Genomic DNA, 22,353 nt, shown 5'->3' on the forward strand with positions numbered 1-22,353 from the left:
GTATGGATCGCCTAGAGCGAACCTTATCTAAGTTGTTGAATTGCCTCGAAACGGGATTTTCCGTATCGGTGCTTAAAACCTAGCCAATTCATCGGCTAGCTGTGCTATCTTCTTCTGCCCGAACGTGTAAGCCTCTCGCCCATGGACGTTGATAACTCGCTGTAGTAGCGTGGCCGCCATGTCCTTGTTGTACCCTATCTTGACTAGGTACTCAGTGAGGCGCTTTTTCTGTACTCGTTGGTTACTGGTCAATGGGGTGCTGTCTTCCTCCATGATATCAATAGCGCGGTCGCCGTTTGACTTGATGTTCAGTTCTAGCCACCGGAAGTCACCCGACATTGGGCGGGCGTGCCCCACATGCTCTGCGATATGGTCATAGATAATCACCGCCGCCTCGATAGCACGATCGGGGGATAGTGACGCAAGGCCATGACCTAAGATGTCATTTAGCACTGACTCGACTTTATACGCCACGTCTTCGCCCATCTCGTCTGCGATGTCTAGCAGGTCGTCAACTCGCCCTTCCAAGTCGTTAAGCTCACCGGAGTTGGTCACGGCTAAAAGCTCGTTGTAGTCGAGCGGGCCATAACCAATGTCATTATCCTGTAGTGACTTGTTTAGCTGCTTCAGGTACATCACGATGCTGTCGACTGGTAGCGTGTTCATGCCTGCGCATTCATCATGCGAGAACGCACGCCAGAAAATGAAGTTGTAGATCTTCGACTTCATCTGGTCGACTCGGTCGCTGATCATGTCTTCCTTATCCCACACGCGCTGCTGTTTCTCGTCGCTTTGCTTGGCTAGCGGTGTGTGGTTTCGCTTTGCTCGCTTGAGCGTGCGACGGTCTGACTCGTTTACGTATAGGTCAATGGTTTCAGTTTTCATGTTGGGTTTACCTCCTCTAATAGAAAAGGGGCATTGCTGCCCCTGACTTGTTTTATCGCCACTTGCCCTTTACTGGCTTGGACGGTGACTTGAATAGCTTGCCGCTTGCCTTGGTCACGCTGTTCTGTATCTCACGGTCGAAAATACTCACCTGTTTGTCGGCGGTGTACTTCGATGCGTCAGACATAAAGTTGCGTGCTGTGATAGGTCGCCAGTTCTTCCGACCAACCTCAAGCATGAACGGGTAACGGAAAGGCAAGTTTCCTTTTCTTCGACTGAGTGACAATCCGACGTTGAACGCAGGATCGAGCGTTGAATAAATGGCGTAGTTGGCGCGGGCACCATTGACGCGATATCCGCGGGCGGAGAACTTACCACCCGTTGATCTCAGCATGGAGCGACCGAACCCACGGCGGTGTGACACACCACCATAAGCTCGATCCTTACTGCTGACTGGCATCCCCATTTTCGCGCGGGCCATGGTTGGCTGGAAAGCCTTATAACCCGCGTTCAAGAATGCCGCCCGTTTCCAGTTGGAACCCTTTTTGTCCGCCAGTTTGTTTAGCGAGTCCATGGTAGATTTGATACCACTCGCCGACATGACTAGTTTCATTGGGTCCCCTTAGCGTCTCCGTGTAGAAGGGCGTTCTTTTTCCGCCTTCTTAACAGCGCCTGCTATCACCTTGCGTTGCTTCATCAACTGAGCAGCGAACACGTCTTCGTTAACGATGGCACCGCTCGGAAGGTTAACAGGGGCGCTAATGATGGTGTCGCCGCCCTTGACTGGCGCGTCATTCTTAACGCTGTCTTTGACTTCGCTATCCATGCGGGGTTGCATGCGCTGATCGCTATCACCGAACGCACTCCCCGACATAAATCGCTCGGGGTTGTCTAGGAAAGAGGTTAGCTTTTTGTTAGCCTCGGGTGCCACCACTCGCTCTCCGGCCTTCAAATAGAAAGACTTGTTGTCATACTCTGCCGGAACCTCATCAACACCACCGTGGAAAGCACCGGAGTTAAACGTTACTGCCGCAACTTTGGCTACTTCAGAAACTGCTTTAACCTGTGCCGCAATACCCGCCGCGATCTTCATCGTGTTGGTGCCCGTAGAGCTTGCGTAACCGTCTTGGTATGCCGTCGCCGCGTTCAACGTAGCAAGGGCAATCGCCGCACCTTGTTGAACAGCAAACAACGCCTTGACACCATCGCCCGACTCTTCGTTAGCTTCAATGCCCATTCCAGCGATGTCACCCAGCACCTGTTTCTCAAGCTCCACGCGACCACTCGAATAAGCCTTGTCCAAGTTCTCTTTAGCCTTCAAGAACTCCTCGTGTGTGATTAGCTCGCGCGTGTAAAGCTCGTTGAGGTGGGCCAGCTCTTGGTCAAATCGTGCTTGATCCTTCTCTGCTTGGCTCATGCCGTACTGTTCGTAGGTTGCCGCCAGTGCGTCAAGATGCTGACTCAGCAAAGCTTGTTCCGCATCGTCTTCGCTCTTGCGTAGCTCGGCTCGCTGTAGCTCGTGCTTTTTCTCAAGCTCGGTTAGCTGCTGCTGATAGTTGTCGGCGTCTTGGTACTTAACTCGGTATGATTCAAGCTCTGCCGCTTGGGTTGCCGCCAAACGTTCGCGGTCATTCTCGATCTGAGAAATGGCTAGGGCTTGGTTTTGTGATATCAGTTGTTGCAGTGAGTTGTCAGCATCGCTATTAAGCTTCGCCGCTTCAGATAGGCCGTAAAGCTCACTAGCGAGTTTTTCAACTGCTGCTCGCTGCTCGTCGGTCGCGTCGGTGCCTAGTCGAGACACAGCGTTATGGACCGCCAACGCCTCGCCTGACATGCCCACGGCATCGATCTGCGCTTGCAGGTTTTTGACCATGCTATCGTAACCATTGCCAAGCTCGTTAACTGCGGACAGTTCTTTCTCGCGCTGACCCGCTAACAGATAGTTAGACTCTGTTAGGTCATGGCGTGCGTTGATCTCGCCTAAGATCTTGTCTTGCATCTCTTGCGAGTGCTCCGCACCAACGCCAGTAAGATAGTTGAATATGTCTTGCTGGCGGTTAGCTTCGATCATGGCTAGTGTGTTGTCTTCCACCTTCTCGGTGTAGCCGAGCACTTGATAGGTTGTGGTGTCTGCTGTTTCACCAACGCCCGCGATGATGCGTTCAAGCTCTTTCTTGTACTTGGCCGCGCTTTCCGACGTGCGTTGCGCCTCGCGAATCTGGGTCGATAGTTCTAGCAACTTGGGCGCTGATGATCCCGCTTTGGTTCCCATCGTTACGATGTCTTCTGCTAGCGCGTCAATATCACCATCGAGGTTGAATTGCTTGTACGAGTCGAACAGTTCCTTAGCCTGATCTTTGCTGACGCCAAGAGTCTTGCCTAGCTTGGTCATCTGCTTTTCGGTCTCTGCCGCGTATCTTTCCGCGCTCACCTGTCCGTCGTTGGTGGCGTAGTTGATAGCCGCTATCGTCTCGGTAAATACGCTGCTGTATTCTTTGATAGCTTCGCGACTTGCCGCCAATGCCTTATCCACTTCGACTTGTGACTGTGCAAGCTTGAGCTGTGCGTATTTGGCATCAGTCTCTAGTAGCTCTAGCATGTCGGCGTTAAGCCCTTTGATAGAACCGCGCGACACGTCAAACGACCCGCTTAGGATGTCAATCGACTCTTTGAGTGAGTCAGATGCCGTCTTAGTGGATTCGATATTGACGATCAGTGGAGCAACCGCCGCACCAATACCGACAAACACACCTGCGAGCGCCCCTACTGGGCCAAGTGCGCCAAGTAGCTGTGGACCTTGCTGTGACAGGATTCTCATCGCGTCGGTGCCTAGCTCCGCCTGTACCGCTACATCCTGTAGTTGATAGGAAACGTTCTGGATCTTCTGACCGCTTGAGCCAGAAAACAGACCATTTTTACCCAGTGCCGCGTTACCTGCTCGACCGATACTTTTAGCCGCTCGGTCGTAGATTCGTTCGATGTCTGTAACGATGGCTTTTTCTGCGTTAGCGTTCGCCTTCTTTTCCCGCAATTGTTGCTGTGCGAGCTTCAGAGAGGCGCGGGCGATCTTCTCTTGCTCTTTGTTGCCGCTCTCAATGGCAGACGTCAACGCCGCTTGTGCGGTCGCCACCGCGCCTTGAGACTTAACGATCTGGTCGTTGTATGAGTCAATGTTCTGTGCGGCGGATTTATAGGACTTTTCGATCTCGTCGAATGAGCGGCCCATATCCTGTGCCACTTTGGATACTGCTTGACGTAGCTCTGTATCTTCTGCGGCAAGCGATATGAGGACCCCGTTATTAGTAGCCATATTTATGGCCTCCTTACATGTAAGTTTTTACTTTGCGCCCGTCGGCGCGTGAATGGTGTTTCCCAAGACCAAAAAAAGCGCCCGCCCTGCAAACCTCTTAGTGGGTTCTTGCGATGGCGGGCGCTATCAGTCTGTTGAATGTTGGGCATGTGCCCTAAAGTCGTTTTTTGCGCTGCTCAGCCTTGCGGTCGTTGAACCACTGCCCGCGCCTACGCTTTTGTAGTCGTCTCATAATGTCCTCTCGATTTCTGGTAGGTGGCGAATATACACCCACCACCGACCATTATCAAATATTTTTACGGAAAAGTTTATTAGCAATCGCCCGAGCAAAACGGACAGCCGCACCATGGGCACCCTATTTCCTGATCTAGTACTCGCACGGTGTAAACTATCATGCGCGCCCCTTGCGTTTGGTTCTTTTCCTCATGTGGCAAACTGGGCACACTCTATGACGGATAAGTATCTTCGGTAGTGCCCGCGCGTGATGCCCCTTAGAGCACACCAGATTTACTTGTGTGTTGCGGCCTCGATATTCGTAGTCATTGGCAAGTTTGCATCCTGCGTCGATGATGGCTTGCACTAGTTTAAGCTCGTCGATTGTCTGTGTTTCTTTTGATAAGTGCATGGTGTATGTTCCTCCTCACAAAATGGATATAAAAACGACGACCAATAGGCCGCCGCGCGTGTGTCGCTTATTTGAAATACACCATACGGATGTACTTTAAATAAGCCCCACCCTTTCGGGTGGGTACTTAGACTCATGAAACTTAATTAACTAAAGGTTAATCACATAGTGATTTTCGCCCACGCCTCACGGCGGTAGCCCTACGCCTCACGGCGTTGGTGTTTTAGCAAGCATGAGCACCACCCGCCAAGGTTTCGCTAGTTGCCAATGCCATCACCTAACAGGTTAATGGTTATGGTTCGCTTGAGGTGGAACCGTTGACCTATCCATGGCCCGCCACTAATGGCGAACAACAATGAATTACTTAGAACCCCATTTGGGACTCAAGGCGTTGGTTTTCGATGATGCTATGATCTACAGTCACATCATTACCGAGGTCGATACCGCATCGAACGGCTTCGGCTACTAGCTGCTTATCGCGCTTAAACATCGTAGGATTGTCGTTCAACATGCGATATAGTTCACTCTTACGGGCGCGAGCTTTGCGTAGCTTGTCGCGCTCTTGTTGTTGCTCGCGTGCCGCGTCTTTCTTTCTGCGCGCCTCGCCAGAAACAGCCAAGCGGTATTTATTGCGGTCGAAGTTGATAAACTCGATCACTCGCTCGCCACCATCGACACGGCGAGATGTTGCGACCACATGACCTTTGTATTGAATCTCTGTGTATTCGGTCTTGATGTGAATAGGCTTTGCGCCTAGGCGTGTTACGTCCGGCTTATACTCTTCTGTTTTCGAGTATCCGGTGACCGTGAAAACTGAGTTATCATCATTCAACAGGTCGTCGAATAGTCGCTCGTCACTAGTCTTCTGACCACTGACGCGCTTTAAAAATCGTGTAAATAAGTTGTTACTCATTGTTCTGTTATCCTCTTAAAAAGGTGGGGCGGATAGCCACCCCACGTGCGTTATTAAGCTACTTCGTACATACCCATACGGATAGCAGTGTTATCAGCTAGTAGCATTTTCTTGTGCTTGTGGTAACGGATCTGCACCGCACCATCTTTACGGAATGGGTCGGCTGTTAGCCAGTCTTTGCCGTCGCTAAAGTTGATAGCTTTCGCTAGGTCGCCGATGAAGAATAGCGGGTGTGTACCGCTTGTGATCTCTTCGCCTTGGCTGTCGCTAAGCTTGCCGTCAAGCTCTAGTTGAACCATGTCTTCCATCAGCACAACTTCACAGTCATCAAGCAACTGCACCATCTCTTCGCCTTTGGCGACTGTGCGGATCACAAGTGGTGCCGCGTCTGTCATGCTGCCGCTGTTTGATAGGTGGCGGATCGCGTCCATGGTAGCAGGGCTACAGTAGAACTTTTTGCCGCTTGATAGCTTGACTAGGCGGTTTACTTCGCGGATGTGCGTGCGCATAGCTTCACTATCTGTGTATTGTGACGCAGACACTGCGCGCAATGACTCTACATCACGCTCATGGTCGTTCTTGACCGCTTCGGTCGGGTATACTCGGCCACCTGCTCGGGATTCGCCGATTCCACGCCACACGTTATCTGAGCCGTCACCATACATCAGCATGTTGACATACCATGACGCGATCTCTTGCATGATTGACTCTAGTAGGTCATCTAGTAGCGCCGCGCCACCAGCCGCCGTTGCGGTGTCGGTGATCACTTCGCGAGTAACGTCAACTTTCGCATAAGCCGTGCCAGTGTCCGCCACTTTCTCGGCGTATTCCGGCGTATCGGTTTCGTCGAACTCGTCACCATCAATGTTCTCTTCCCACTTCGCGATCTGTGCTGGGGTTAGGCGGTGTAGTTGACGGCGCTCAATGATTGCATTGTCAAATGTTGGGATGTCCGCGATACCTTCGTTAAGGTTCACCGCGTAGCTGATAGCGCCAGTTAGGAACTCGTCAAGAGATAGACCAAAGCCGTTAGTGCTGCCCAAGCCCGCTTTGACTTTGAGCGAGTCAAACGCCGCCTTGGTGGTCAGTGATGCTTTGTCACTGCCCTTGACCATCATGTCGATGTTGTTGCCAAGCTCGCTTACTTCGATAGAGTCAAAGCTGTTCTTATACTGCCAAAGACCATCTTTCTGCTCACCTACGATGATCAGACCTTTAGTGTCGATACCGACCGCGCTTTTAGTTTCTTCGCCCGCGCCTTTACGTAGTTGGTTTTCGGTAGCTTGGCCGATTAGTCGACCTAGTTCAGCCTTTACGTCTTCGACGATAGCTGCTGCGTTCTTAACGCCTTGCTGTTCGAGATAGCCAAGTACCATCTCATTAGTGTTATATTCGATCATTGTTGATCTCCTTCTTCGTTAGTTTTTGGGTCGTCAATAACGACCATGCCAAGCTCGACCGGATCGACCTTGACTAATACGGTTGGGTTTAGGTTTGTTTGAACGCTAGGGAATTGAATGTTGCTCATCAAGAAACCCCAATTCTTTTGGCTACCGATACGTGATGTCTTTGACTGTGTTTCGGGGAATACATCGCAATAACGGATCGGTGCGCCGTTGTAGTTACTGCCAGCGTGATAGAGCAGGCGGTAACGCGCACAATGTGCTGGTGTTAGCTTTCCAGTGAATGAAAGCAGTTCTATCATTTCAGCGACACAATCACTTGCCGTGATGCGTTCTACTGCGTCAATGCGTGCTTTCTCTGCCTTGGCCTTTGCTGCTGCGTCGGCTTTGGCCTTCGCTTTCTCTGCTTTGGCTTTGGCCTTCTCGCGCTTGACCTTAGCCGCAGCGTCAGCTTTAGCTTTAGCCTTTGCTCGCTTAGCAGCTTCTACTTTGCGCTTGGCGTGCTCATCGCGGCGCTCGGCTAGTGGGGTCTCTTTCTGGCCTGCTACGGCTTCGATACCACTACCGCCCGCTTTCGCGTAGTGCTTAGGTAACGGGTTTTCGTCAATGCCGCTTTTGATCACGGGCATACCCGGCACAGCTTGAAAGCCGCCATCACCTGCTACGCTTTTAGGTTTTTGTTTTGGCATAATGCCTCCGATAGTTTGAATAAATGTCTTTGCAAAAACATTGGCTGTTAGGGTCAGCCGGTCCCCACACCGCCCCGCGTGGCACACTTAGGGTTATGATGTGGGCTTAACTAAAGGCACTTGTAAAATGCCCTTGATTAAGCTCAGAGAGTTGAAATGATGATGTCCGCTACTTCTTCAGTGCGTTTCAGAATACCGTGGAGGTTGTTATCAACGGCCATGGTGTATTGTGATAGCTCAATAGAGTCGAAGCTGACTGCTCTCACCGAGTTCGCCCTTTCCATCCCCATGTAGTATTGACAGAGTTCGTTGGGGTCATTGAGTCCAGTGACGTCCAATATCTTGCCCTCGACCATCACACCGCTATGTACCGTGTTGCCTTTGTGGTCGTTAAGTGCGACCATCTTGGAGGCGTTAAGCTTGTTGGCAATGACTTGGGTGAGTATGTGGCAGAAGCCGTGCAGGTATAGAACTGACTCAGAGAATGGCACGCCTAGACTAGCGTATCGCCCCATCGCCACAACCTTTGGATGCTTCAACATTGCTGGGTCAGCATGTTGCATGATGGTGTATTGCTCGGGACTTCGTTTACCCTCAGACAATACGGCCATCTCTTCTTTGAGAGGTAACCACGTGCGGGTGAACATTTTCACTTGAGCACTACGGGTTAGCACTTTTGGCCTCAATGGTATGGCCTCCTTATGTTGGTTATTTTTTAAGTTCCGCAACTTGTGCTTCAAGCTCAGCGATGCGGGCGCGTAGTTCTACGATGGTCTTGGCGCTACCTTCTTTCACCCTCGTGACCTTTCTTTCTTCGCGAACAATCTGCGTAGTTCGTTTTGGTGTCGGTCCGCTCATAATGCTTATTTGCCTTTTACAATCTCTTGAGCCATATGTGCGACTAACTCGGGATCGTGCTCATATGTGCCTCGCGATTGCGCTAATAGTATTTCTACCGCGCGCGAGAAACTTTCGGTGTTGAGCGTGTGCCCCAAATGGAGAATGATTGAATTGTAAAGTTCACGTTTTGCCGAACCGCTCTCTTGGGTTTCTTGATATGCGGCGGCGAATCTGCCCAACTCTTCGTATAACTTAGATTCTTTAGTAGCCGTGAGTTTTTTGTCACGTTCTTTGGACACTAGTTTGAGTTTGAGTTGTTCGTTTTCAGCTTGAAGTTGTTCGGCTTTCGCCGCTAGAGCCTTAAGCTCTTTTAGTGTTTGTTTCTTAGCCATTATGTTGGCTCCTTATTAGTTGGTTGTTGGGGTTGCTATGAATTGAACGTCATCAATAAACTCATATCGATCGGCGTCAATGTCATAAGATGCGGCAAACACCCCCATTGGGGTTGTCAAGTGCACTAGACGTGGCCCACCCATTTGCTTAGATGTGACGTTTTCGATCTCGCCGTTCATGGCCAGTAGCACGAAATGGTGCTCTAGCAGACCTTTTGGGTCTTTGCCTTTACGGTTTGCCTTAGCGCCCATCATGCGAAAATCTCTCGCCTGTTTTCGCGAAAGCAGTTCTGTTAAGTTGATCATGTGTTGTCTCCGTGAATGACGTTGAATAAAAGGACGGCACCGCCGCCGCGTTAGCGGGCGAGGATTTGGCGAGTGCCGTCAAAGAGTGCCCGTTTTCGATCTGGTCGGGCTGCCGGAAAGTGAGCTTGTGCTCATCTTGATCGTGAGGTCATAGCGTAGCCTTGGCGGGTTCTACGATATGATGTTGAATAAATAGACCCGTACGCCTACCGTGGGTCTAGACGGCTATAGGAAGGGATGAGAGGCCCCTCTAGGCTTGGACGCGAATAGTTGCCCTGATGCGCGTCACATCGTATCGTCGCCGAAGACATGGGCATTGTGTCGACTGACAGTTTTCAAAACAGTCGACGCAATTCAAATAAACAGGCGATGTTGTCCACCGGATCACCCAACCGGATAGGAAACGGGCTGTCTATACCCGAAGGACACAAGGCGGGGTGCCTTGTCACCGAGACAATGAGGGGTCTCGGCGTTTGGCTCTAAACCAAATTAGTTAATCTTTGTTTGGTTTCGCAAACAAGCTTCGCTCATTTAGGTTGATCATGTGATGCGAAAGCGTCCAATTGCCATCCCAATCACTGCGGCACAGCTCGACATTAGCCCCACGAAATGCGCTAGATACAAGAAACGGCACGCCGTCAACGTACTTGACCGTTACTAGTTCGAACTCGCCCTTCATGGACATGTCGATCAACGCCTTTGCTAGCCCATTTGTATGGCGGTTGCGGATCTTGTTGAAGGACTTTCGGTCTAGCTCATCGCCACCGCTGCGCGCTTCTGCCACGTCTGCTAGCATCTCTTTGCGCGCCGCCACTGCCATGTCCTTGGCCACTGGACCGAAAAACTTAAATAGTTTGGTCGAGCCGTAGAATGGTTTGATAATCTCGGGCTCGGGCTTGGGTTCTACCTTCTTCGGTGCTGGCTTTGGCGTTACCTTCTTCGGTTTCTTAGGCTTGCTGCTCTTAACCTTGATGGTTTCTGGCTTTGCTGATGCTAGCGCCAAAGCCATGGCGCTGTTTTCATTTCCGTCAGTGTGATACATGTGCTCACCCTTACAGATACGTGTCGTTAAGGGCAATCTTGCTCACGTAGCGACCACCGATCTTTTTGCGCGTGACGTAGATAGACGCCATCGCCCCGCCAACGTTAAACTGATGCGTTGACAGGTTGCCCGACTCTTGTAGTTGGATGTACAGCCCGCGCACTTTGGTTTGTAGTGGCGCACATGCTCGCGCTACGGCTGGCCCGTAGGTTTGTTCTGTTTCTTTGATGAAATCAGACCATAGGGCGTCGCACTCATCGCCGAGTGCATTTACTAGGTTGCTGTATACTTCGCTCATTGGTTGTTACTCCTCTTTTAGTTGTTAAGACCTAACATGAAACGGTCAAGGTCGCTTTGGGCGTTCTCATCGCCAAGCACGATATCAAGAACCGACTTTAAGACGCGCTCTACCTGCTCGGGTGTGTTACGTTCGTCTATCTCGATGAACGTCACCACTTCAGGGCTATCATGGATACCCACGCCCACATCTAGGCCGTACAAAATACATAGGCCGCCAATGTGACGTGCTGTCGCTTCTGCACCGTTCGACATGAAGCCGCCCCACACACTAAAGTCAATGCGGTTGCGGTCTGCGATAGTCTCGGCGTATTCGATACCGATACCTTTATTTTCTAGGCGGGGTTTTAGTTCTGCCGCCAGTTGTTCGTATTTGTTCACTGATTTATCTCCTCTTAGAATCACGGCAAAACGCCGCCCAACGGTATAACTAGAAAAATCTTAGGTATACCATCTAGGGGCGACTTAATAAGATGAGATGTAAGTTATTGAAATATAAGCTATACGACGAAACGCCTTTTAGCCTAGAACGATGAGTAACCCGCCAGAAAGCTAAAACGCTCTATTTGGCGCTGTATGGCTCTGTGCGGGGCGTTAGCGTTTAACTGGTACCATTTATCATGTGATGGTGCTTTCGTTGAATGTAGGCACGTTTACGGGCTTATTTTCCGTATGTATGTCTAGTTGGTACTATACAAATATCGGGGTATTCTTAAATTCGCTTAAGCCTTCCCCTATGCTCATCACCCTTTCAAACTCGTTGGTGGCGTTTAAGTTACCTACTCGGGTAAACTCGTTCCAGAAATTGATGCAAAAACGGTTATACTCCAATGCGGTCATTTTTTCGGTAAAGATTATTTGATCATTAGCAACCGTTCCGTTTTTCTTTAACCTGATCATTTCTTGATCATCTGGGTCGACAAACAACGTCACCTTACAGTCATTGGAATGCGCGCCGTCAGTCATAACTAGGTTTTTGACCTCATACGCCCACACATATTCAAACTGACCGATCATAGTGTTGTTTTCGATCATTTCCCTTGCCGCTATCTTAACGCTGTCGGGCAACATCTTGGCGATGGTCTTTCGGGTGGCTTTTTTCCTACTCCCGTGAAGAGATTTAAACTCTATTTGTTCTTGCTCTTTTTGTGCGTCACGTTTCGCCTTTCTTTCTTGTCTAGCGAACATGTTTTGTTCTTTTCGGTTGGCGTCATGAATTGCCACGCTAACACTTAAGTGATGATCTAGGGTTTCAGAAAAACCTTGAAACGAACTCTGTAGTTTGTGTAATGGTGCGCCTGCGCCGTTGTTTATGATAGATGAATGGTATTGCTCAACATACGCCCTCACGATCTCGTGTTGGAATTTGCTTTTATCAGCGTATGAGTTGATCGTCACGGTGTTGTTATCGTTAACCAACTTGGCGTTGAATAGGCACACTCGGATCAAAACTTTGGCGTATTCGCTGCGGCTCCTAAAGTCGCCTATGTCTTCCATGGGTTCCCTGCCAGTGGAAACCCTGTAGTTGTTCTGTGTCGTGAATGCGGTTCGCTCTAGGCCCTCTAATGTATGTATAGATTCGTTAAACTGAACGGTAAACCCGCCTTGATACACTTCATCTAGGGCAGTGATATATTCCCTGATAAGATCCGGTATTGGTCTATGCGATGTTACCGATTCTATTACTATGTTTACTAGGGTCGCTACGGTGATTCTTTTGTCATACAAATCACTGTTAATGTATTGCTGTTCTAGGTCTGACAGTAGACCTTTATCAATGTTGATATTCAATGTTGTTATCTCCTCTTGGTTGTTTCAAAAATTGATCCGTGTCGGCTCCGCCTCCCGACACGTTGTCAAACTCGCTCCGCTCGCCTCGCTCCGCTCGACGCCTTCGGCGATAGTTTCATTTTCCAGTTATTCATGTGTGTTTTTTGGGAACGACCCGAAGACGAGCGGAGCGAGTCGAAGGGGCGTGAGCACGGAGCGAATGCGATACATGAAAACCGTTTTCATAATCTCTTAAGTTAAATATTATGAAAACGATCCGTGTTATCCATAGTGAACGGCGCGAGACTGTGCCAGCTCTTTACGTCCTTTCTTGACGGGTATTTTCTTACCCTTACCTTTGCCGACTATTCCGGTTTTAAACTCGGCATTGATCGGGGTCTCGTGCTGCTTCACATCAAAGGCGATCATCGCATCACCAAAGAACACCGCGAGCGTACCGTCAAACTTTCCGGCTCCGGTCTGTATCCAGTAACCACAAGTATCAGGGATCGGAGTCTTCCCGCCTTTTTTGATGAGCTTCAGCACCGAGCTAAACATTTTGCCATTGACTTGTTTAGCTTCTTTGTCGGTTGGTCGGTCTCTGCGCTTCGTCGTCACCCCTTCCCCGTTGATAGCCTCGGTGAAGTGGGCAAGGATCATCATGCGCTTTTTAACTTGGTCTATGTCGTCAAGTTGCGCAGTCTTGTGTGCGAACTGTCGAGCGTTGCATGTATCCGCGTTCAGGTTGGCCAGAACGTCCAGATCAAGCAATTCGATAGCGGTGCCTGCCTCTATCCCCGCAATGGTCGCCTTTGGCTTAAACTCAATGTGAAAACGGTGCGGCGTCTTGGTATTGGTTGGGTTGTCGTATACGGTGCATTCTGCGTCGAATGCCCGAGCATCGATAGCCTTCTCATTGATGTGTAATAACTTCATTGGTTCTATTTCCCCTGTCTCTTTGTCCGGTTCGTTGAATAGGTTCCCCCGCGTTGTAAAGTCGATATATGCCGAATGCAGCAAGCCCGTGATCACGTATTCTCGCGTGTGCGTGCTCTTCATCCAGTTATCGCGTACTGGCGTATCGTTTTCTCGCATTCTTTTGTCCCCTCGCGGTGGAAAGCCCTTTGCGGGCCTCGACATCGACACCTGTCGGTATGGCATCGCACTTGTTCAGCGCGGTTAGTTTCAATATCTGCTCGATCTCGTCGTGGCTATAACCATCATTGGCTAGTCGCCGTTTGAGTGAGCGCCTTTGCTTACTGTTCACAGTTTTTTACTCCTCTTGTTAACGCCCCTCCGTGGGCTGAAAATGCTATCCATTTACCACTTAGGGGCGACTTAATGGATCAGGCGAAAAAGAAGTCTGACCCAACCACCTCTCGGCTATCTAGATCCCCAAGCGTAAAGAACTCTGAATACTGCGGCACTAACCCGAAGTGCTCGCCCGCCTCTTCCATTTGCTCGCACCACTCATCGTAAAGCCGTTGTGGGTGGTTCACGCTGTACATGTCCGCCCATACTTCCTTCGCTGACTGTAGGATGTATGGTGCGTCGTCAGCATGGCCGCCAAAGCTATCGTGACACATGGCAAAGCTACGCACGCCGTATTCATCCGCCGCCCTGTTAACCGTCAGCGATAAGTGAGACCCATCAAAGCTGTGTATCAGGTTAGGGCTTGCTGACTGGCGAGACTTGCGCCCGTTAATGTCGTTCGTTGGCTCGTTAAAGTTAAGCCTCACAGTGTCGCCACGGCGTAGCGTTGCCTGTACCCGCTTGGTTTTGAACTTGGGTTCTCGCTGAACACACTTAAACCCGTTGGGTGTGGTCCAGTGAAACGGGCGGTTAACCGAGCTAAAAGCATCAGACACCGCTTGAACCCATTTCATAAACGATGTCGCGCCCTGTAGGTGGTTGCCCATCACATCCCAAAGCTGTTCGCCCATCCAGTTGGCAGATCCGAAACCATCGGCAAAACGGTCATCGCCTTTCTTATCAAAGATAAAGTCTCTGATACCTTCCTTGATACCGTATAAGGTCGCGCCATACGCCAAGGTCATCACCGGAGTTTTGGCAAGCTTGCGTTCCATCAGCCCCGACTTGATCCACTCGGTTGCTATCGCGTCGTCCATGCTTTCTAGCAGTTGGATAGAATGGTCAAGCACGTATTGATATACGTCGCCGCGTTCCTCGGTTCGTATCAGCCCGACGTGAGGCGCTACCCTGTGATCGCGCGTCAGTGCCGTTAGATGCTGTACGCCGTTGCATAACCAAATGTTTGGGATAGGTCGCTACCCTATCCCCTGTAAAGAGTCATCTCGTGGTTTTCCTAATACGCCCTAACTTCATGTTTTGCGTCTTAGGGTCTTCTGGGTAAAGAAGGTAGTTTCTTATTCCGTCATTGAAAGCTTTCTTACCCCTGTTGTTTGTGTTGCCAGTCGCCGCCGCTCTTTTCCTAGCTCGCGCCTCTGGCGTTCTTTGTGACGCCGCACTTTTGGCTTTCGCCTCTTCGGTCAAAAGCCTGTTTACCCCTCCGGCGCTCTTCATGAACTCGGAATGATCAGGGCGTTTCTTTCCGATAGCGTTAACGCGCAAGTTTTCCATGTGCGCCGCCTCCGCCGCCGTCATCGGCCTAGCTTTTTTCTTTTCCGCCGCTTTCGCGTAGTGCTCGGGCTTGATGTGCTCCCAACCACCTTGGCCACCAAACCACCTATTTAGCGTGTCTGGTCGCTTGACGTACTCATGAGTGACTATCGTCGCCTCGTATTTCAAAGCCTCTTCTCTGGTCCCGAACTCCGCCAGTATTTCCACTGAGTAACCCGTATCCAAATGAGGCTTTTTAAAGTCGTCCTTTTCGTGTTTCTTCAGTCGTCCGGCTAGGTCTTTCGACTGCCCAACGTATTCAAAACCGTCATTGGTGACTATCTTGTAAACTACAAACATTTTTCTTACCTCCCATGCGTTGGGAGACGACTCTTACAGCTCACGGTTTCCCGTGAGAGCGGACTATATCTTGACGCCGTAGCGCCCCCACCACTTCCATTTAACAGGGCATTACGTGGTTATTACCCACCACCCCGACCCGCTTGGGCTGTACTCTACTCGGTTCACCTTTTGGGTGCCTTTCGATAGTCTCTACACCTTCAGTTAACTGCTGACTTATTCAGTAGTTAAAAGCTTGGCACGGTATTGCCCACGCCCGTAACGTTTGGGTGTCCACCGTTTTCAATGGGTTATTTTTTTTATACTCGAAACAAGCCTATGTATGTTAACCATCGAGTTGAACGTATGTGCTTATTGGTGCCTCGCCGTTGCTATCCAACCAACGCACGTAGTCATACGCCGCCGCCAGCCCCTGATAAGGCTTATCCCATCCATGCCATAGCTGACACTTGTAAGGGTTTTTCACCACATCGCGGATCAAGCTCTCGTTGGCTATCACCCACGCCTCGCGCTCGTTTAGCTTCAGCTTGTCGTGGCCGACCAAGTTAGCTAGGTTGATACGCATCCACCGCACGCCCTCAGCCGTTCTAACCTTCATCGGCTTGAGTTGTATCAACGCTTTCTGTCTATCCTCGCCCTGTGGCGTTATGCGAGCCCCTACGGGGTAAGCACGTGACCGCGCATCCATGTTGTGCGGGAAGTAGATCGACTCGAACCGAGAAAACGCCTTTGCTTGGTCCATCGCCCCGCTCGTGTTGATGTTCTTCGAGATGATCGCCTTTTCCATTCGGTCGCGGTGATCACGCTTGCCGTGCCATTTCGCCCTGTCCTGCCTCTGGTCGTCTGTTAGCTCGTCAACGCCATCATGGGGCATCGGAACATCAAACGGCTCTGGTAGGGGCTCTAACGGGCTGCTCATGCGCATTACAGAAAGAACGTCGGTGTTTATCTGCCATGGTGTCTTTTGTATCAGGTTGATAGACTTTCTCGACGCCTCGCTAGCCACCGACCCGCGCTTTTTGATGAGCGTCATTTCTAGGTCATCCGACAAGTAACCGCCGCGATCATCTTCGCCGTATGGCTTGGGCTCCACCACCATGGGGAACGACACAGCGATCAACTTCGCCATCTCTTCCGTCGCCTCTCGGATCAAGTCTTGCCACTCTTCGCCGATGGTGACGATCCATGACTTGTTTTTACTGCTCTTGTTCTCGTAGGCTAGCTCTAGCTCGAACTGGTCACCGCTCATACAAAGCAACTCTATAAGCACCGCCGCAAGTCGTGTCGCCTCCGTGTCGCCTAGCTGCTTAATGGCTGGGTCGTTAAGTGTCAGTAGCCCCGCCAACTCCGCCGACGTTCCCGCCAGTACACACGATCCTTTGTTTATGAGTCGGTTAAACAGCGTTCGGATAGTCAAGAACGCTAGCAGATCCGGCTTGGCGGTGATGCGCAGTAACATAGGCTTACGCCCTTTGGTGTATCGCGCCCTCTCCTCGCCTATGGCGGCCTTTAGCACCTCACCGAACGACTCGACCATGGTCTTTACCGCGATGCTGCTGACGTCCCGTGTGGACGCGTCAGAGTTGTTTTTCTGCTGTTTCCAGAAACCTTCCTCGCCAAGCTCGAACATTTCGCGTTCTAGCTGTTCCTGCTGCTCTAGCTTGCTTTGCTTGTTGCCCGCATCCAGTAAAAACGCGTCATATCCCTGCGTTTTCTGCTGTCGCTCAAGCTCCAGTTGGGTGTGTTCGTTATGGTTCATGTTCGTGTTACCTCCTCTTGTTTCGTTGTTATGGGGTAAGTTTACGGTAAACATTATTTTTGGTCAAGCACAAAAACCCCGAATGATCGAAATCAAACGGGGTTGGTGCCATCCATGGCGGGGTTTGGTTACTGTGCCGCGCGCTCTTTGGTCTCTCGGACAATCTGGCGCATTTCTGCGTTTTCTAGCTCAAGCTCGGCGATCTCCACGTCCTTCTCTGCTAGGCGCGCCGCCATGGTAGCAAGCTCAAGCTGACGTTTAAGCTCTGCTGCCACTTCTACCGCCTCGGCGTATGCCTCTTGGGCGTATTCGACCTTGCGGGTCGCGTCTATTATCGGCTGATATTCTTCTACGCCTGCAACCATCTTACCGTCGATGAACATTGCTTGCATTGTGGTGGTTGGCTCTTCGATGATCTCGGGGCTTTCCTGCTCGCTCAAGTATTCCTCAAACGCCGCCACCTCTTCAGGGCTTGCCGTGGTCACGTCCGCGAACGGGTCGAACTCTGGATCGGCGCTATACTCGATCCCTGCCTCTGATAAGAAACCTAGGGCGGCGATAATCTTATCAACTTTCTTGCGGTTGATGCGTTTAGCTTCGCCATACCAAACGCGGTAAGTTTCGCCAGTCAGCCCGAGCAATACATCAGCCGCGCCGCTGATTACTTTTTCTGTGTTGGGCTCGCCCATATCGTCCGAAAGTAGTCGTAGCGCCTCGGGGTTAGTCACGTAGGCTACGTAGTTTCTCGGTAGGCTATCAAGGAAAGCCTTGAATGATGGCAGTAGTTGACCTTGGTCGTAGTTGCCTTGCGTCCACTCCGTAACTGCCGAAAATACCGCGCGGTGATCAAGTTCTTTGAATGTGTCTTTCATGGTTGCGTCTCCTCTCTATTGGTTGATGGTTGGCGGGTTTCCCCGCCGTTTGTTGTTATCGTGCGTTTTCTAGCAGTTGGTACGTTTTCCACGCTTGGAAAAGCTCGACCGTTACTGGGTTGTAGTCTTCCACGTATGGCGTGCTTTTCACCATGTCCAGAAACTTAAACGCCTCGAACGCATCATCTTCGTTAGCTAGCCCCAAGACGGCGCGGGTGGTTGTTCCGTCTTGGTTGTGTACGATTGCTATGATGCTGAACACTTCCAAGCCGTTAACGTCCGATGCATTCATCTCTACGGCGTCGACTGGAAACGAAACGGTAAGCAACCCTTTCTCCTCGGTGAACTTGGTGAAATTGATCTCTTGGTGAGTCAACTCGCTTTCGCTGATCTGCGTTCCGCAACTTAGTTTGATTTGCATGGTTCTATGTCTCCTCTATTGGTTGATGGTTTGCGGGCCGCCCCGCACTTTTTTCGTAAAGCTACCTAGTAAATAATGACCGCCGTCCGTGGCGGTTGTTGGTTATACAAATATTTCTAGGGTTTCTACCAGTACATCCATTTCATGTTTGCCTGTCGCCTTCGAAAGAGTTTCTAGTGCGTTCTCGTCAGTGGTGAAATGACCGTTAAACGCTTTTACCTTCAATGGGAAACCAGTTTGACTGTTCCATGATGCCAATGAAATAAAGTCATCGGTCATCTGCTCAAAGCCGCTTTCGTCCCCGCCTTCCACATTCATGTATGCTACGGTCGTGGTGATCGTGGATGTGGTACTTTTCACGTTACCTGTGACGGTGGTATATCTATCTCTCGCAACCGCAAGACGGACCGTGTATTTTGCGCCCGTGCTGTCCACGAAACAGATCTTCGGGCTAGTGTCAAATTCGAAATCGGTGAACGTGTATTTGCGTCCGTCCACAACGTAAACGGCTTTTACATCGTTTTCGTCTCCCGTTTCGTCGAACACATCATGTGCTGCGCGAACCACTTGCGCAAAAATACCCTCTAGGGTTGGTGTAATGTTGATCATGTTATTTCTCCTCTATTGGTTTTGCCTTCGCCCGACATTGGGCGCGGGTGGCTTAGCCCGCATCTTTTCCGTAAAGTTACCTAGCTATTTTCGTAGGTAACCTCGGCCAGTGAGATAATAATACAACACCTCGCCCGACCGCGTCAATAACTTTATTCGTAAATCTACCTAATATACTTCTTTTGGGGTATACAAACGCCCGCCTCCCTGAATAGGTTGGCGGGCTGTCAGAGCCTTCAAAAATGGCGCTCACCAAAACTGGACGGTAAGCGCTAAGCGTGTAGAGAGATACACACGAACCATTTTTGAAAGCCCTGATTTGGGGCTGTTTGTTACTTAAGACATTCCACGCTCCACGTGGTTGTCATAGCACCAACATCGGTTGGTGATGCGACCGCGCCGGACTTACCCGCCACGCCATCGAACCCAAGGAAGATATAGCCGTCAACGTCGCCGTCAACGATCTTAAGATCCTTTGACCATCCGCTCGTTAGAACGTCGATGTCATCGGGGTAGACGTACTCTTTAGCCGCTGTCACGTGTACGCGGTAGTGACCGTGCTGTGATGCGCTTAGAGTGCCATCCCACTGCGTTGACATCTCGGTGAAACGTGCAGTGTTAGCAAAGTTGCTCACCACTTCCACTTTACCCGCGTTCATCCATGACCAACGCGATTCCTCTTGCAATACGCCGTCAGCAACCTTTGACACTTCGCAGGTTTCTTCCTCCGGCACGTATTGGTGTACCATGTCACTAGCTTGCGCGGTTGCTGCTGTTAGTGCTGACGCGGCGACTAGTAAAGCAATACTCTTTTTCATGCTTAGCCTTTCCGTGTTAGATGGTGGGCCGCCCGTTTGGCGACCCTGTGGGGGTGTTAGTCGCAGGTCACTTCCCATGTGATAGTAACCGAGCTGTCGCCCGCGATGTCGCCCCCGACGTGTTCTCTGAATTGGTCTGAGTAGAATCCGACGCCGACATAATAGACATTCTCGCCGCTATCCACATCAGTAAACGAATAAACGTTTTCCGACATACTGGGAGAAAAGTTGCTGTCTACTGTCACGCCCGACATATTTGAATATTCGCCAATACCGCCACCAAAATAGCTCACGTTGTTGATAAGATTTCCGTCAACTTGAAAAGATGACATTGTGAATGTTAATAGGCCAGTATTGGTATCTATGTTTACAGATGCTGGCTGTGATGTGCCGCTATCATTCTGCTCAAATCCATTTTCTAGCGAGTTATACAATACACCGTCTTGACTGCCGTTACTCGCATTGCAAAAACCGTCTACGCTGTGCGAGTAGTTGGTCGTTACTGCTGCTTGTGCGCCAAATGATGCCGCTGCCGCTACTACTACCGCAATGATTGATTTTTTCATCGTGTTACTCTCTTTGTCATTAAGTTAAAAAGTTATTACCATTCGCCGCCATCAGCGCCGGATGTTTGTTGAACTGCTTTGAGTACTGCTTGTTGGTCTCTAAGCATTTCGATTTCTGTGCGGAGCTTGGTTAGCTCCAGCTGATACAGGGTATTGCAATCTAGTGACTTGATACCGTTGCCGAACTTGTAACTAAGCTCGATCCCCGCCACCACTTCATCGACCTGATACCCGTAGTCGTTACCTCTGGCCGTCTCTGTGTAGGTCTTCAGCTCAAAGGGTTGATCATTCACGTTGTTAGAACAGCTAACCCCGCCCGATGTCCTGATGCTGTCCGCCGCCGCGTGGTTGGATATGGCGAGCAAGATTGTTAAGGCAATGGCTCTAGTCTTCATTTGGTCTCACCCCTATGATGCGAACCTTGGTACACACTGCGAAGCGCGCCCCGCCGTTGTTCTCCAGTTTCTCTATCGCAGCCAATGCGCACACTTTGTGTTCCTCTCGTTTGTACATCTCGCGAACTTTAACGGGCACATTCATGTAGCTGATCATCCCGTAGTCGATAGCTGGCGTGTAACCGTAGAACTCACCGTCAACATATATTTCGTATTTGGTCGGGCGGTCTTGGTCAGTGTTCTTAACGCCGATGCGGGCAATTTTGGTCCCGTTCATGGCGATAGACTCAAGGGGCTGATCCTTTCCGCCGATAACACTCGGCGTGATGCCGACTGCGTTGGCTCCAAAGCTCGCCGCAATCAATGCCGCTGCTAAAATCTGCTTTTTCATGGTCATCTCTCTCATGGTAGGATTTACCGTAAAGTTACCTACCTAGTTTTAAAAGGAAGGGGCTTTGTTCTTTTAGCGCGCCCCGTCTCTCTATGGGTCTTAATGTAACCTGACTTGTTTTCGTGGTCAAGCACTTTTTATAACTTTTTTCGTATCATTGCCGGATTATTTCGCAGCCAAGACCACCGCCGCCAAAAACTCGCCGAAAGTCATGTGCTTAAAGTCAGCACGCCACGCAGCCGCCAGTTTTTCGCGCCACTCACCAAACACTCGATCTTGTGCCAACTCCGCACGGCGCATGGCTATAACCTTTTCAAGTCGGTCAAGGTCTCGATCCGTGGCGTTCTCCAATAGGGCCAAGCAGGCTTGGCGACTATTTATTCCCGCCTTCGCCTTGGGCGTAAAGTAAGGCGCTACCACTACTGGGCTGACATTGTCGCCCCTAGGCGCGCTGTCAAGCTCTCTGAGCCCTTCTGACAGTGCCGCTAGTGCTACCCTACCGTTAGGCGTTCTTTGTTGCTCTCGGCGCATTAGAGCGCGATATGGTACGTGTTCTTGACTCATTCGCCCCACACCTCCATACATGTGTAATCAAGCTCTACACGTTTGTAGTCGGTCAGGGTGTAGGCAAAGTTCAATCGAACATCCTCAACGTTATCGAAGATAATGATCGCCTTGGCCAGCTTGGCTGACGGGTCACACACTCCAGTAACCATCGACTCTAGTTGCTCACTCATCAGGTCTTTAAACGCGACCATATCAAGATCATCGGACGCATAGTCAACCGAGTACGCATAGTTGATCGATAGCTTGGAATCGAAGTGAAGCGCGACAACCGAGTCTAGCATCGTCACGTCGTCAACTCGAACGCCAGCCATAGCGCTGAAGCTCTTGTTTAGCTCGTTGACGAGACCATGGTCGATGTTAATGCCCGTCTCTGGTAGGTCGAGCCCTGCCATAGCCGGAGCCGTGGCGAATAGTGCTAGTGCTAGTAATGTCTTCTTCATGTAACCCTCGCTCGTTGGTGGGGCACCGCGCCCCGTTGATGTACATATTACGCTTGACTGAATTTTATAGCAAGTACTTTATTCGTAAAACTACCTAATTTAC

Annotated in this window: 26 protein-coding genes; all 26 read right to left on the reverse strand. The window is 50.5% G+C overall.

Features of this window, described 5'->3' with window-relative positions; all coding sequences use genetic code 11:
- Positions 1-72: 72 nt before the first annotated feature.
- The 26 genes from ACSTTG_RS05910 to ACSTTG_RS06035 all read right to left on the reverse strand — a co-directional run bounded on the left by ACSTTG_RS05910 (position 73) and on the right by ACSTTG_RS06035 (position 22,250).
- Positions 73-885, reverse strand: a complete 813-nt coding sequence (locus tag ACSTTG_RS05910; RefSeq protein ID WP_438474097.1) for a hypothetical protein — start codon at positions 883-885, stop codon at positions 73-75.
- A 52-nt stretch (positions 886-937) separates the two neighbouring features.
- Complete coding sequence (locus ACSTTG_RS05915) at positions 938-1,498, reverse strand: hypothetical protein (protein WP_438474098.1); 561 nt, start codon at positions 1,496-1,498, stop codon at positions 938-940.
- A gap of 9 nt (positions 1,499-1,507) precedes the next feature.
- The gene (locus ACSTTG_RS05920) at positions 1,508-4,195 is read right to left on the reverse strand and encodes a hypothetical protein (RefSeq protein WP_438474099.1); all 2,688 of its coding nucleotides are present in this window, start codon (positions 4,193-4,195) and stop codon (positions 1,508-1,510) included.
- Positions 4,196-5,184: 989 nt separating this feature from the next.
- Positions 5,185-5,733, reverse strand: a complete 549-nt coding sequence (locus ACSTTG_RS05925; protein ID WP_438474100.1) for a hypothetical protein — start codon at positions 5,731-5,733, stop codon at positions 5,185-5,187.
- Between the two features lie 53 nt (positions 5,734-5,786).
- Positions 5,787-7,133 carry a hypothetical protein gene (locus ACSTTG_RS05930; protein ID WP_438474102.1) on the reverse strand — a complete coding sequence of 449 codons (1,347 nt, stop codon included), beginning with the start codon at positions 7,131-7,133 and terminating at the stop codon, positions 5,787-5,789.
- Positions 7,130-7,825: a hypothetical protein gene (locus ACSTTG_RS05935; RefSeq protein ID WP_438474103.1), complete on the reverse strand. Its 696-nt coding sequence runs from the start codon at positions 7,823-7,825 to the stop codon at positions 7,130-7,132. The genes ACSTTG_RS05930 and ACSTTG_RS05935 overlap by 4 nt, the downstream gene beginning before the upstream one ends.
- Positions 7,826-7,968: 143 nt before the next feature.
- Positions 7,969-8,499, reverse strand: coding sequence for a hypothetical protein (locus tag ACSTTG_RS05940; protein WP_438474104.1), 531 nt, complete (start codon positions 8,497-8,499; stop codon positions 7,969-7,971).
- A 189-nt stretch (positions 8,500-8,688) separates the two neighbouring features.
- A complete protein-coding gene (locus ACSTTG_RS05945; RefSeq protein ID WP_438474105.1) occupies positions 8,689-9,057 on the reverse strand; it encodes a hypothetical protein in 369 nt (122 codons plus the stop codon).
- A gap of 15 nt (positions 9,058-9,072) precedes the next feature.
- Complete coding sequence (locus ACSTTG_RS05950) at positions 9,073-9,363, reverse strand: hypothetical protein (RefSeq protein ID WP_438474106.1); 291 nt, start codon at positions 9,361-9,363, stop codon at positions 9,073-9,075.
- Positions 9,364-9,856: 493 nt separating this feature from the next.
- Positions 9,857-10,405: a hypothetical protein gene (locus tag ACSTTG_RS05955; protein WP_438474107.1), complete on the reverse strand. Its 549-nt coding sequence runs from the start codon at positions 10,403-10,405 to the stop codon at positions 9,857-9,859.
- 10 nt (positions 10,406-10,415) lie between these two features.
- Positions 10,416-10,703, reverse strand: coding sequence for a hypothetical protein (locus ACSTTG_RS05960; protein WP_438474108.1), 288 nt, complete (start codon positions 10,701-10,703; stop codon positions 10,416-10,418).
- Positions 10,704-10,720: 17 nt separating this feature from the next.
- Positions 10,721-11,083 carry a hypothetical protein gene (locus ACSTTG_RS05965; protein WP_438474109.1) on the reverse strand — a complete coding sequence of 121 codons (363 nt, stop codon included), beginning with the start codon at positions 11,081-11,083 and terminating at the stop codon, positions 10,721-10,723.
- A gap of 309 nt (positions 11,084-11,392) precedes the next feature.
- A complete protein-coding gene (locus ACSTTG_RS05970; protein WP_438474110.1) occupies positions 11,393-12,493 on the reverse strand; it encodes a hypothetical protein in 1,101 nt (366 codons plus the stop codon).
- Positions 12,494-12,754: 261 nt separating this feature from the next.
- On the reverse strand, positions 12,755-13,567 hold the full coding sequence (locus ACSTTG_RS05975; protein WP_438474111.1) for a hypothetical protein: 813 nt from the start codon (positions 13,565-13,567) through the stop codon (positions 12,755-12,757).
- Positions 13,568-13,818: 251 nt separating this feature from the next.
- Entirely contained in the window at positions 13,819-14,754 is a 936-nt protein-coding gene (locus tag ACSTTG_RS05980) for a DNA-directed RNA polymerase (RefSeq protein ID WP_438474474.1), read from the reverse strand.
- Between the two features lie 28 nt (positions 14,755-14,782).
- Complete coding sequence (locus ACSTTG_RS05985; protein ID WP_438474113.1) at positions 14,783-15,412, reverse strand: GIY-YIG nuclease family protein; 630 nt, start codon at positions 15,410-15,412, stop codon at positions 14,783-14,785.
- Between the two features lie 325 nt (positions 15,413-15,737).
- Positions 15,738-17,171, reverse strand: coding sequence for a DNA-directed RNA polymerase (locus tag ACSTTG_RS05990; protein ID WP_438474114.1), 1,434 nt, complete (start codon positions 17,169-17,171; stop codon positions 15,738-15,740).
- Positions 17,172-17,299: 128 nt separating this feature from the next.
- Positions 17,300-18,043, reverse strand: a complete 744-nt coding sequence (locus ACSTTG_RS05995) for a hypothetical protein (RefSeq protein ID WP_438474115.1) — start codon at positions 18,041-18,043, stop codon at positions 17,300-17,302.
- 55 nt (positions 18,044-18,098) lie between these two features.
- Complete coding sequence (locus ACSTTG_RS06000; RefSeq protein WP_438474116.1) at positions 18,099-18,464, reverse strand: hypothetical protein; 366 nt, start codon at positions 18,462-18,464, stop codon at positions 18,099-18,101.
- Positions 18,465-18,566: 102 nt separating this feature from the next.
- Positions 18,567-19,073 carry a hypothetical protein gene (locus ACSTTG_RS06005; protein WP_438474117.1) on the reverse strand — a complete coding sequence of 169 codons (507 nt, stop codon included), beginning with the start codon at positions 19,071-19,073 and terminating at the stop codon, positions 18,567-18,569.
- Positions 19,074-19,405: 332 nt separating this feature from the next.
- The gene (locus ACSTTG_RS06010; RefSeq protein ID WP_438474118.1) at positions 19,406-19,891 is read right to left on the reverse strand and encodes a hypothetical protein; all 486 of its coding nucleotides are present in this window, start codon (positions 19,889-19,891) and stop codon (positions 19,406-19,408) included.
- A 56-nt stretch (positions 19,892-19,947) separates the two neighbouring features.
- Positions 19,948-20,457, reverse strand: a complete 510-nt coding sequence (locus tag ACSTTG_RS06015) for a hypothetical protein (protein WP_438474119.1) — start codon at positions 20,455-20,457, stop codon at positions 19,948-19,950.
- 35 nt (positions 20,458-20,492) lie between these two features.
- A complete protein-coding gene (locus ACSTTG_RS06020; protein WP_438474120.1) occupies positions 20,493-20,852 on the reverse strand; it encodes a hypothetical protein in 360 nt (119 codons plus the stop codon).
- A complete protein-coding gene (locus ACSTTG_RS06025) occupies positions 20,842-21,243 on the reverse strand; it encodes a hypothetical protein (RefSeq protein WP_438474121.1) in 402 nt (133 codons plus the stop codon). The genes ACSTTG_RS06020 and ACSTTG_RS06025 overlap by 11 nt, the downstream gene beginning before the upstream one ends.
- 165 nt (positions 21,244-21,408) lie before the next feature.
- Entirely contained in the window at positions 21,409-21,807 is a 399-nt protein-coding gene (locus ACSTTG_RS06030) for a hypothetical protein (protein ID WP_438474122.1), read from the reverse strand.
- Positions 21,804-22,250 carry a hypothetical protein gene (locus tag ACSTTG_RS06035; RefSeq protein WP_438474123.1) on the reverse strand — a complete coding sequence of 149 codons (447 nt, stop codon included), beginning with the start codon at positions 22,248-22,250 and terminating at the stop codon, positions 21,804-21,806. The genes ACSTTG_RS06030 and ACSTTG_RS06035 overlap by 4 nt, the downstream gene beginning before the upstream one ends.
- Positions 22,251-22,353: the final 103 nt, after the last annotated feature.

The sequence above is a fragment of the Vibrio glycogenivorans genome, from assembly GCF_051660965.1.
Classification (GTDB): domain Bacteria; phylum Pseudomonadota; class Gammaproteobacteria; order Enterobacterales; family Vibrionaceae; genus Vibrio.

Coding starts and splice junctions, on each gene's coding strand:
- ACSTTG_RS05935 (WP_438474103.1), bottom strand. CDS start 7,825: ATGCCAAAACAAAAACCTAAAAGCGTAGCAGGTGATGGCGGCTTTCAA.
- ACSTTG_RS05990 (WP_438474114.1), bottom strand. CDS start 17,171: ATGAACCATAACGAACACACCCAACTGGAGCTTGAGCGACAGCAGAAA.
- ACSTTG_RS05910 (WP_438474097.1), bottom strand. CDS start 885: ATGAAAACTGAAACCATTGACCTATACGTAAACGAGTCAGACCGTCGC.
- ACSTTG_RS06025 (WP_438474121.1), bottom strand. CDS start 21,243: ATGAAAAAGCAGATTTTAGCAGCGGCATTGATTGCGGCGAGCTTTGGA.
- ACSTTG_RS06005 (WP_438474117.1), bottom strand. CDS start 19,073: ATGATCAACATTACACCAACCCTAGAGGGTATTTTTGCGCAAGTGGTT.
- ACSTTG_RS05985 (WP_438474113.1), bottom strand. CDS start 15,412: ATGTTTGTAGTTTACAAGATAGTCACCAATGACGGTTTTGAATACGTT.
- ACSTTG_RS06010 (WP_438474118.1), bottom strand. CDS start 19,891: ATGAAAAAGAGTATTGCTTTACTAGTCGCCGCGTCAGCACTAACAGCA.
- ACSTTG_RS05915 (WP_438474098.1), bottom strand. CDS start 1,498: ATGAAACTAGTCATGTCGGCGAGTGGTATCAAATCTACCATGGACTCG.
- ACSTTG_RS05975 (WP_438474111.1), bottom strand. CDS start 13,567: ATGCGAGAAAACGATACGCCAGTACGCGATAACTGGATGAAGAGCACG.
- ACSTTG_RS05920 (WP_438474099.1), bottom strand. CDS start 4,195: ATGGCTACTAATAACGGGGTCCTCATATCGCTTGCCGCAGAAGATACA.
- ACSTTG_RS05925 (WP_438474100.1), bottom strand. CDS start 5,733: ATGAGTAACAACTTATTTACACGATTTTTAAAGCGCGTCAGTGGTCAG.
- ACSTTG_RS06030 (WP_438474122.1), bottom strand. CDS start 21,807: ATGAGTCAAGAACACGTACCATATCGCGCTCTAATGCGCCGAGAGCAA.
- ACSTTG_RS05955 (WP_438474107.1), bottom strand. CDS start 10,405: ATGTATCACACTGACGGAAATGAAAACAGCGCCATGGCTTTGGCGCTA.
- ACSTTG_RS06020 (WP_438474120.1), bottom strand. CDS start 20,852: ATGAAGACTAGAGCCATTGCCTTAACAATCTTGCTCGCCATATCCAAC.
- ACSTTG_RS06035 (WP_438474123.1), bottom strand. CDS start 22,250: ATGAAGAAGACATTACTAGCACTAGCACTATTCGCCACGGCTCCGGCT.
- ACSTTG_RS05950 (WP_438474106.1), bottom strand. CDS start 9,363: ATGATCAACTTAACAGAACTGCTTTCGCGAAAACAGGCGAGAGATTTT.
- ACSTTG_RS06000 (WP_438474116.1), bottom strand. CDS start 18,464: ATGCAAATCAAACTAAGTTGCGGAACGCAGATCAGCGAAAGCGAGTTG.
- ACSTTG_RS05945 (WP_438474105.1), bottom strand. CDS start 9,057: ATGGCTAAGAAACAAACACTAAAAGAGCTTAAGGCTCTAGCGGCGAAA.
- ACSTTG_RS05930 (WP_438474102.1), bottom strand. CDS start 7,133: ATGATCGAATATAACACTAATGAGATGGTACTTGGCTATCTCGAACAG.
- ACSTTG_RS05960 (WP_438474108.1), bottom strand. CDS start 10,703: ATGAGCGAAGTATACAGCAACCTAGTAAATGCACTCGGCGATGAGTGC.
- ACSTTG_RS06015 (WP_438474119.1), bottom strand. CDS start 20,457: ATGAAAAAATCAATCATTGCGGTAGTAGTAGCGGCAGCGGCATCATTT.
- ACSTTG_RS05995 (WP_438474115.1), bottom strand. CDS start 18,043: ATGAAAGACACATTCAAAGAACTTGATCACCGCGCGGTATTTTCGGCA.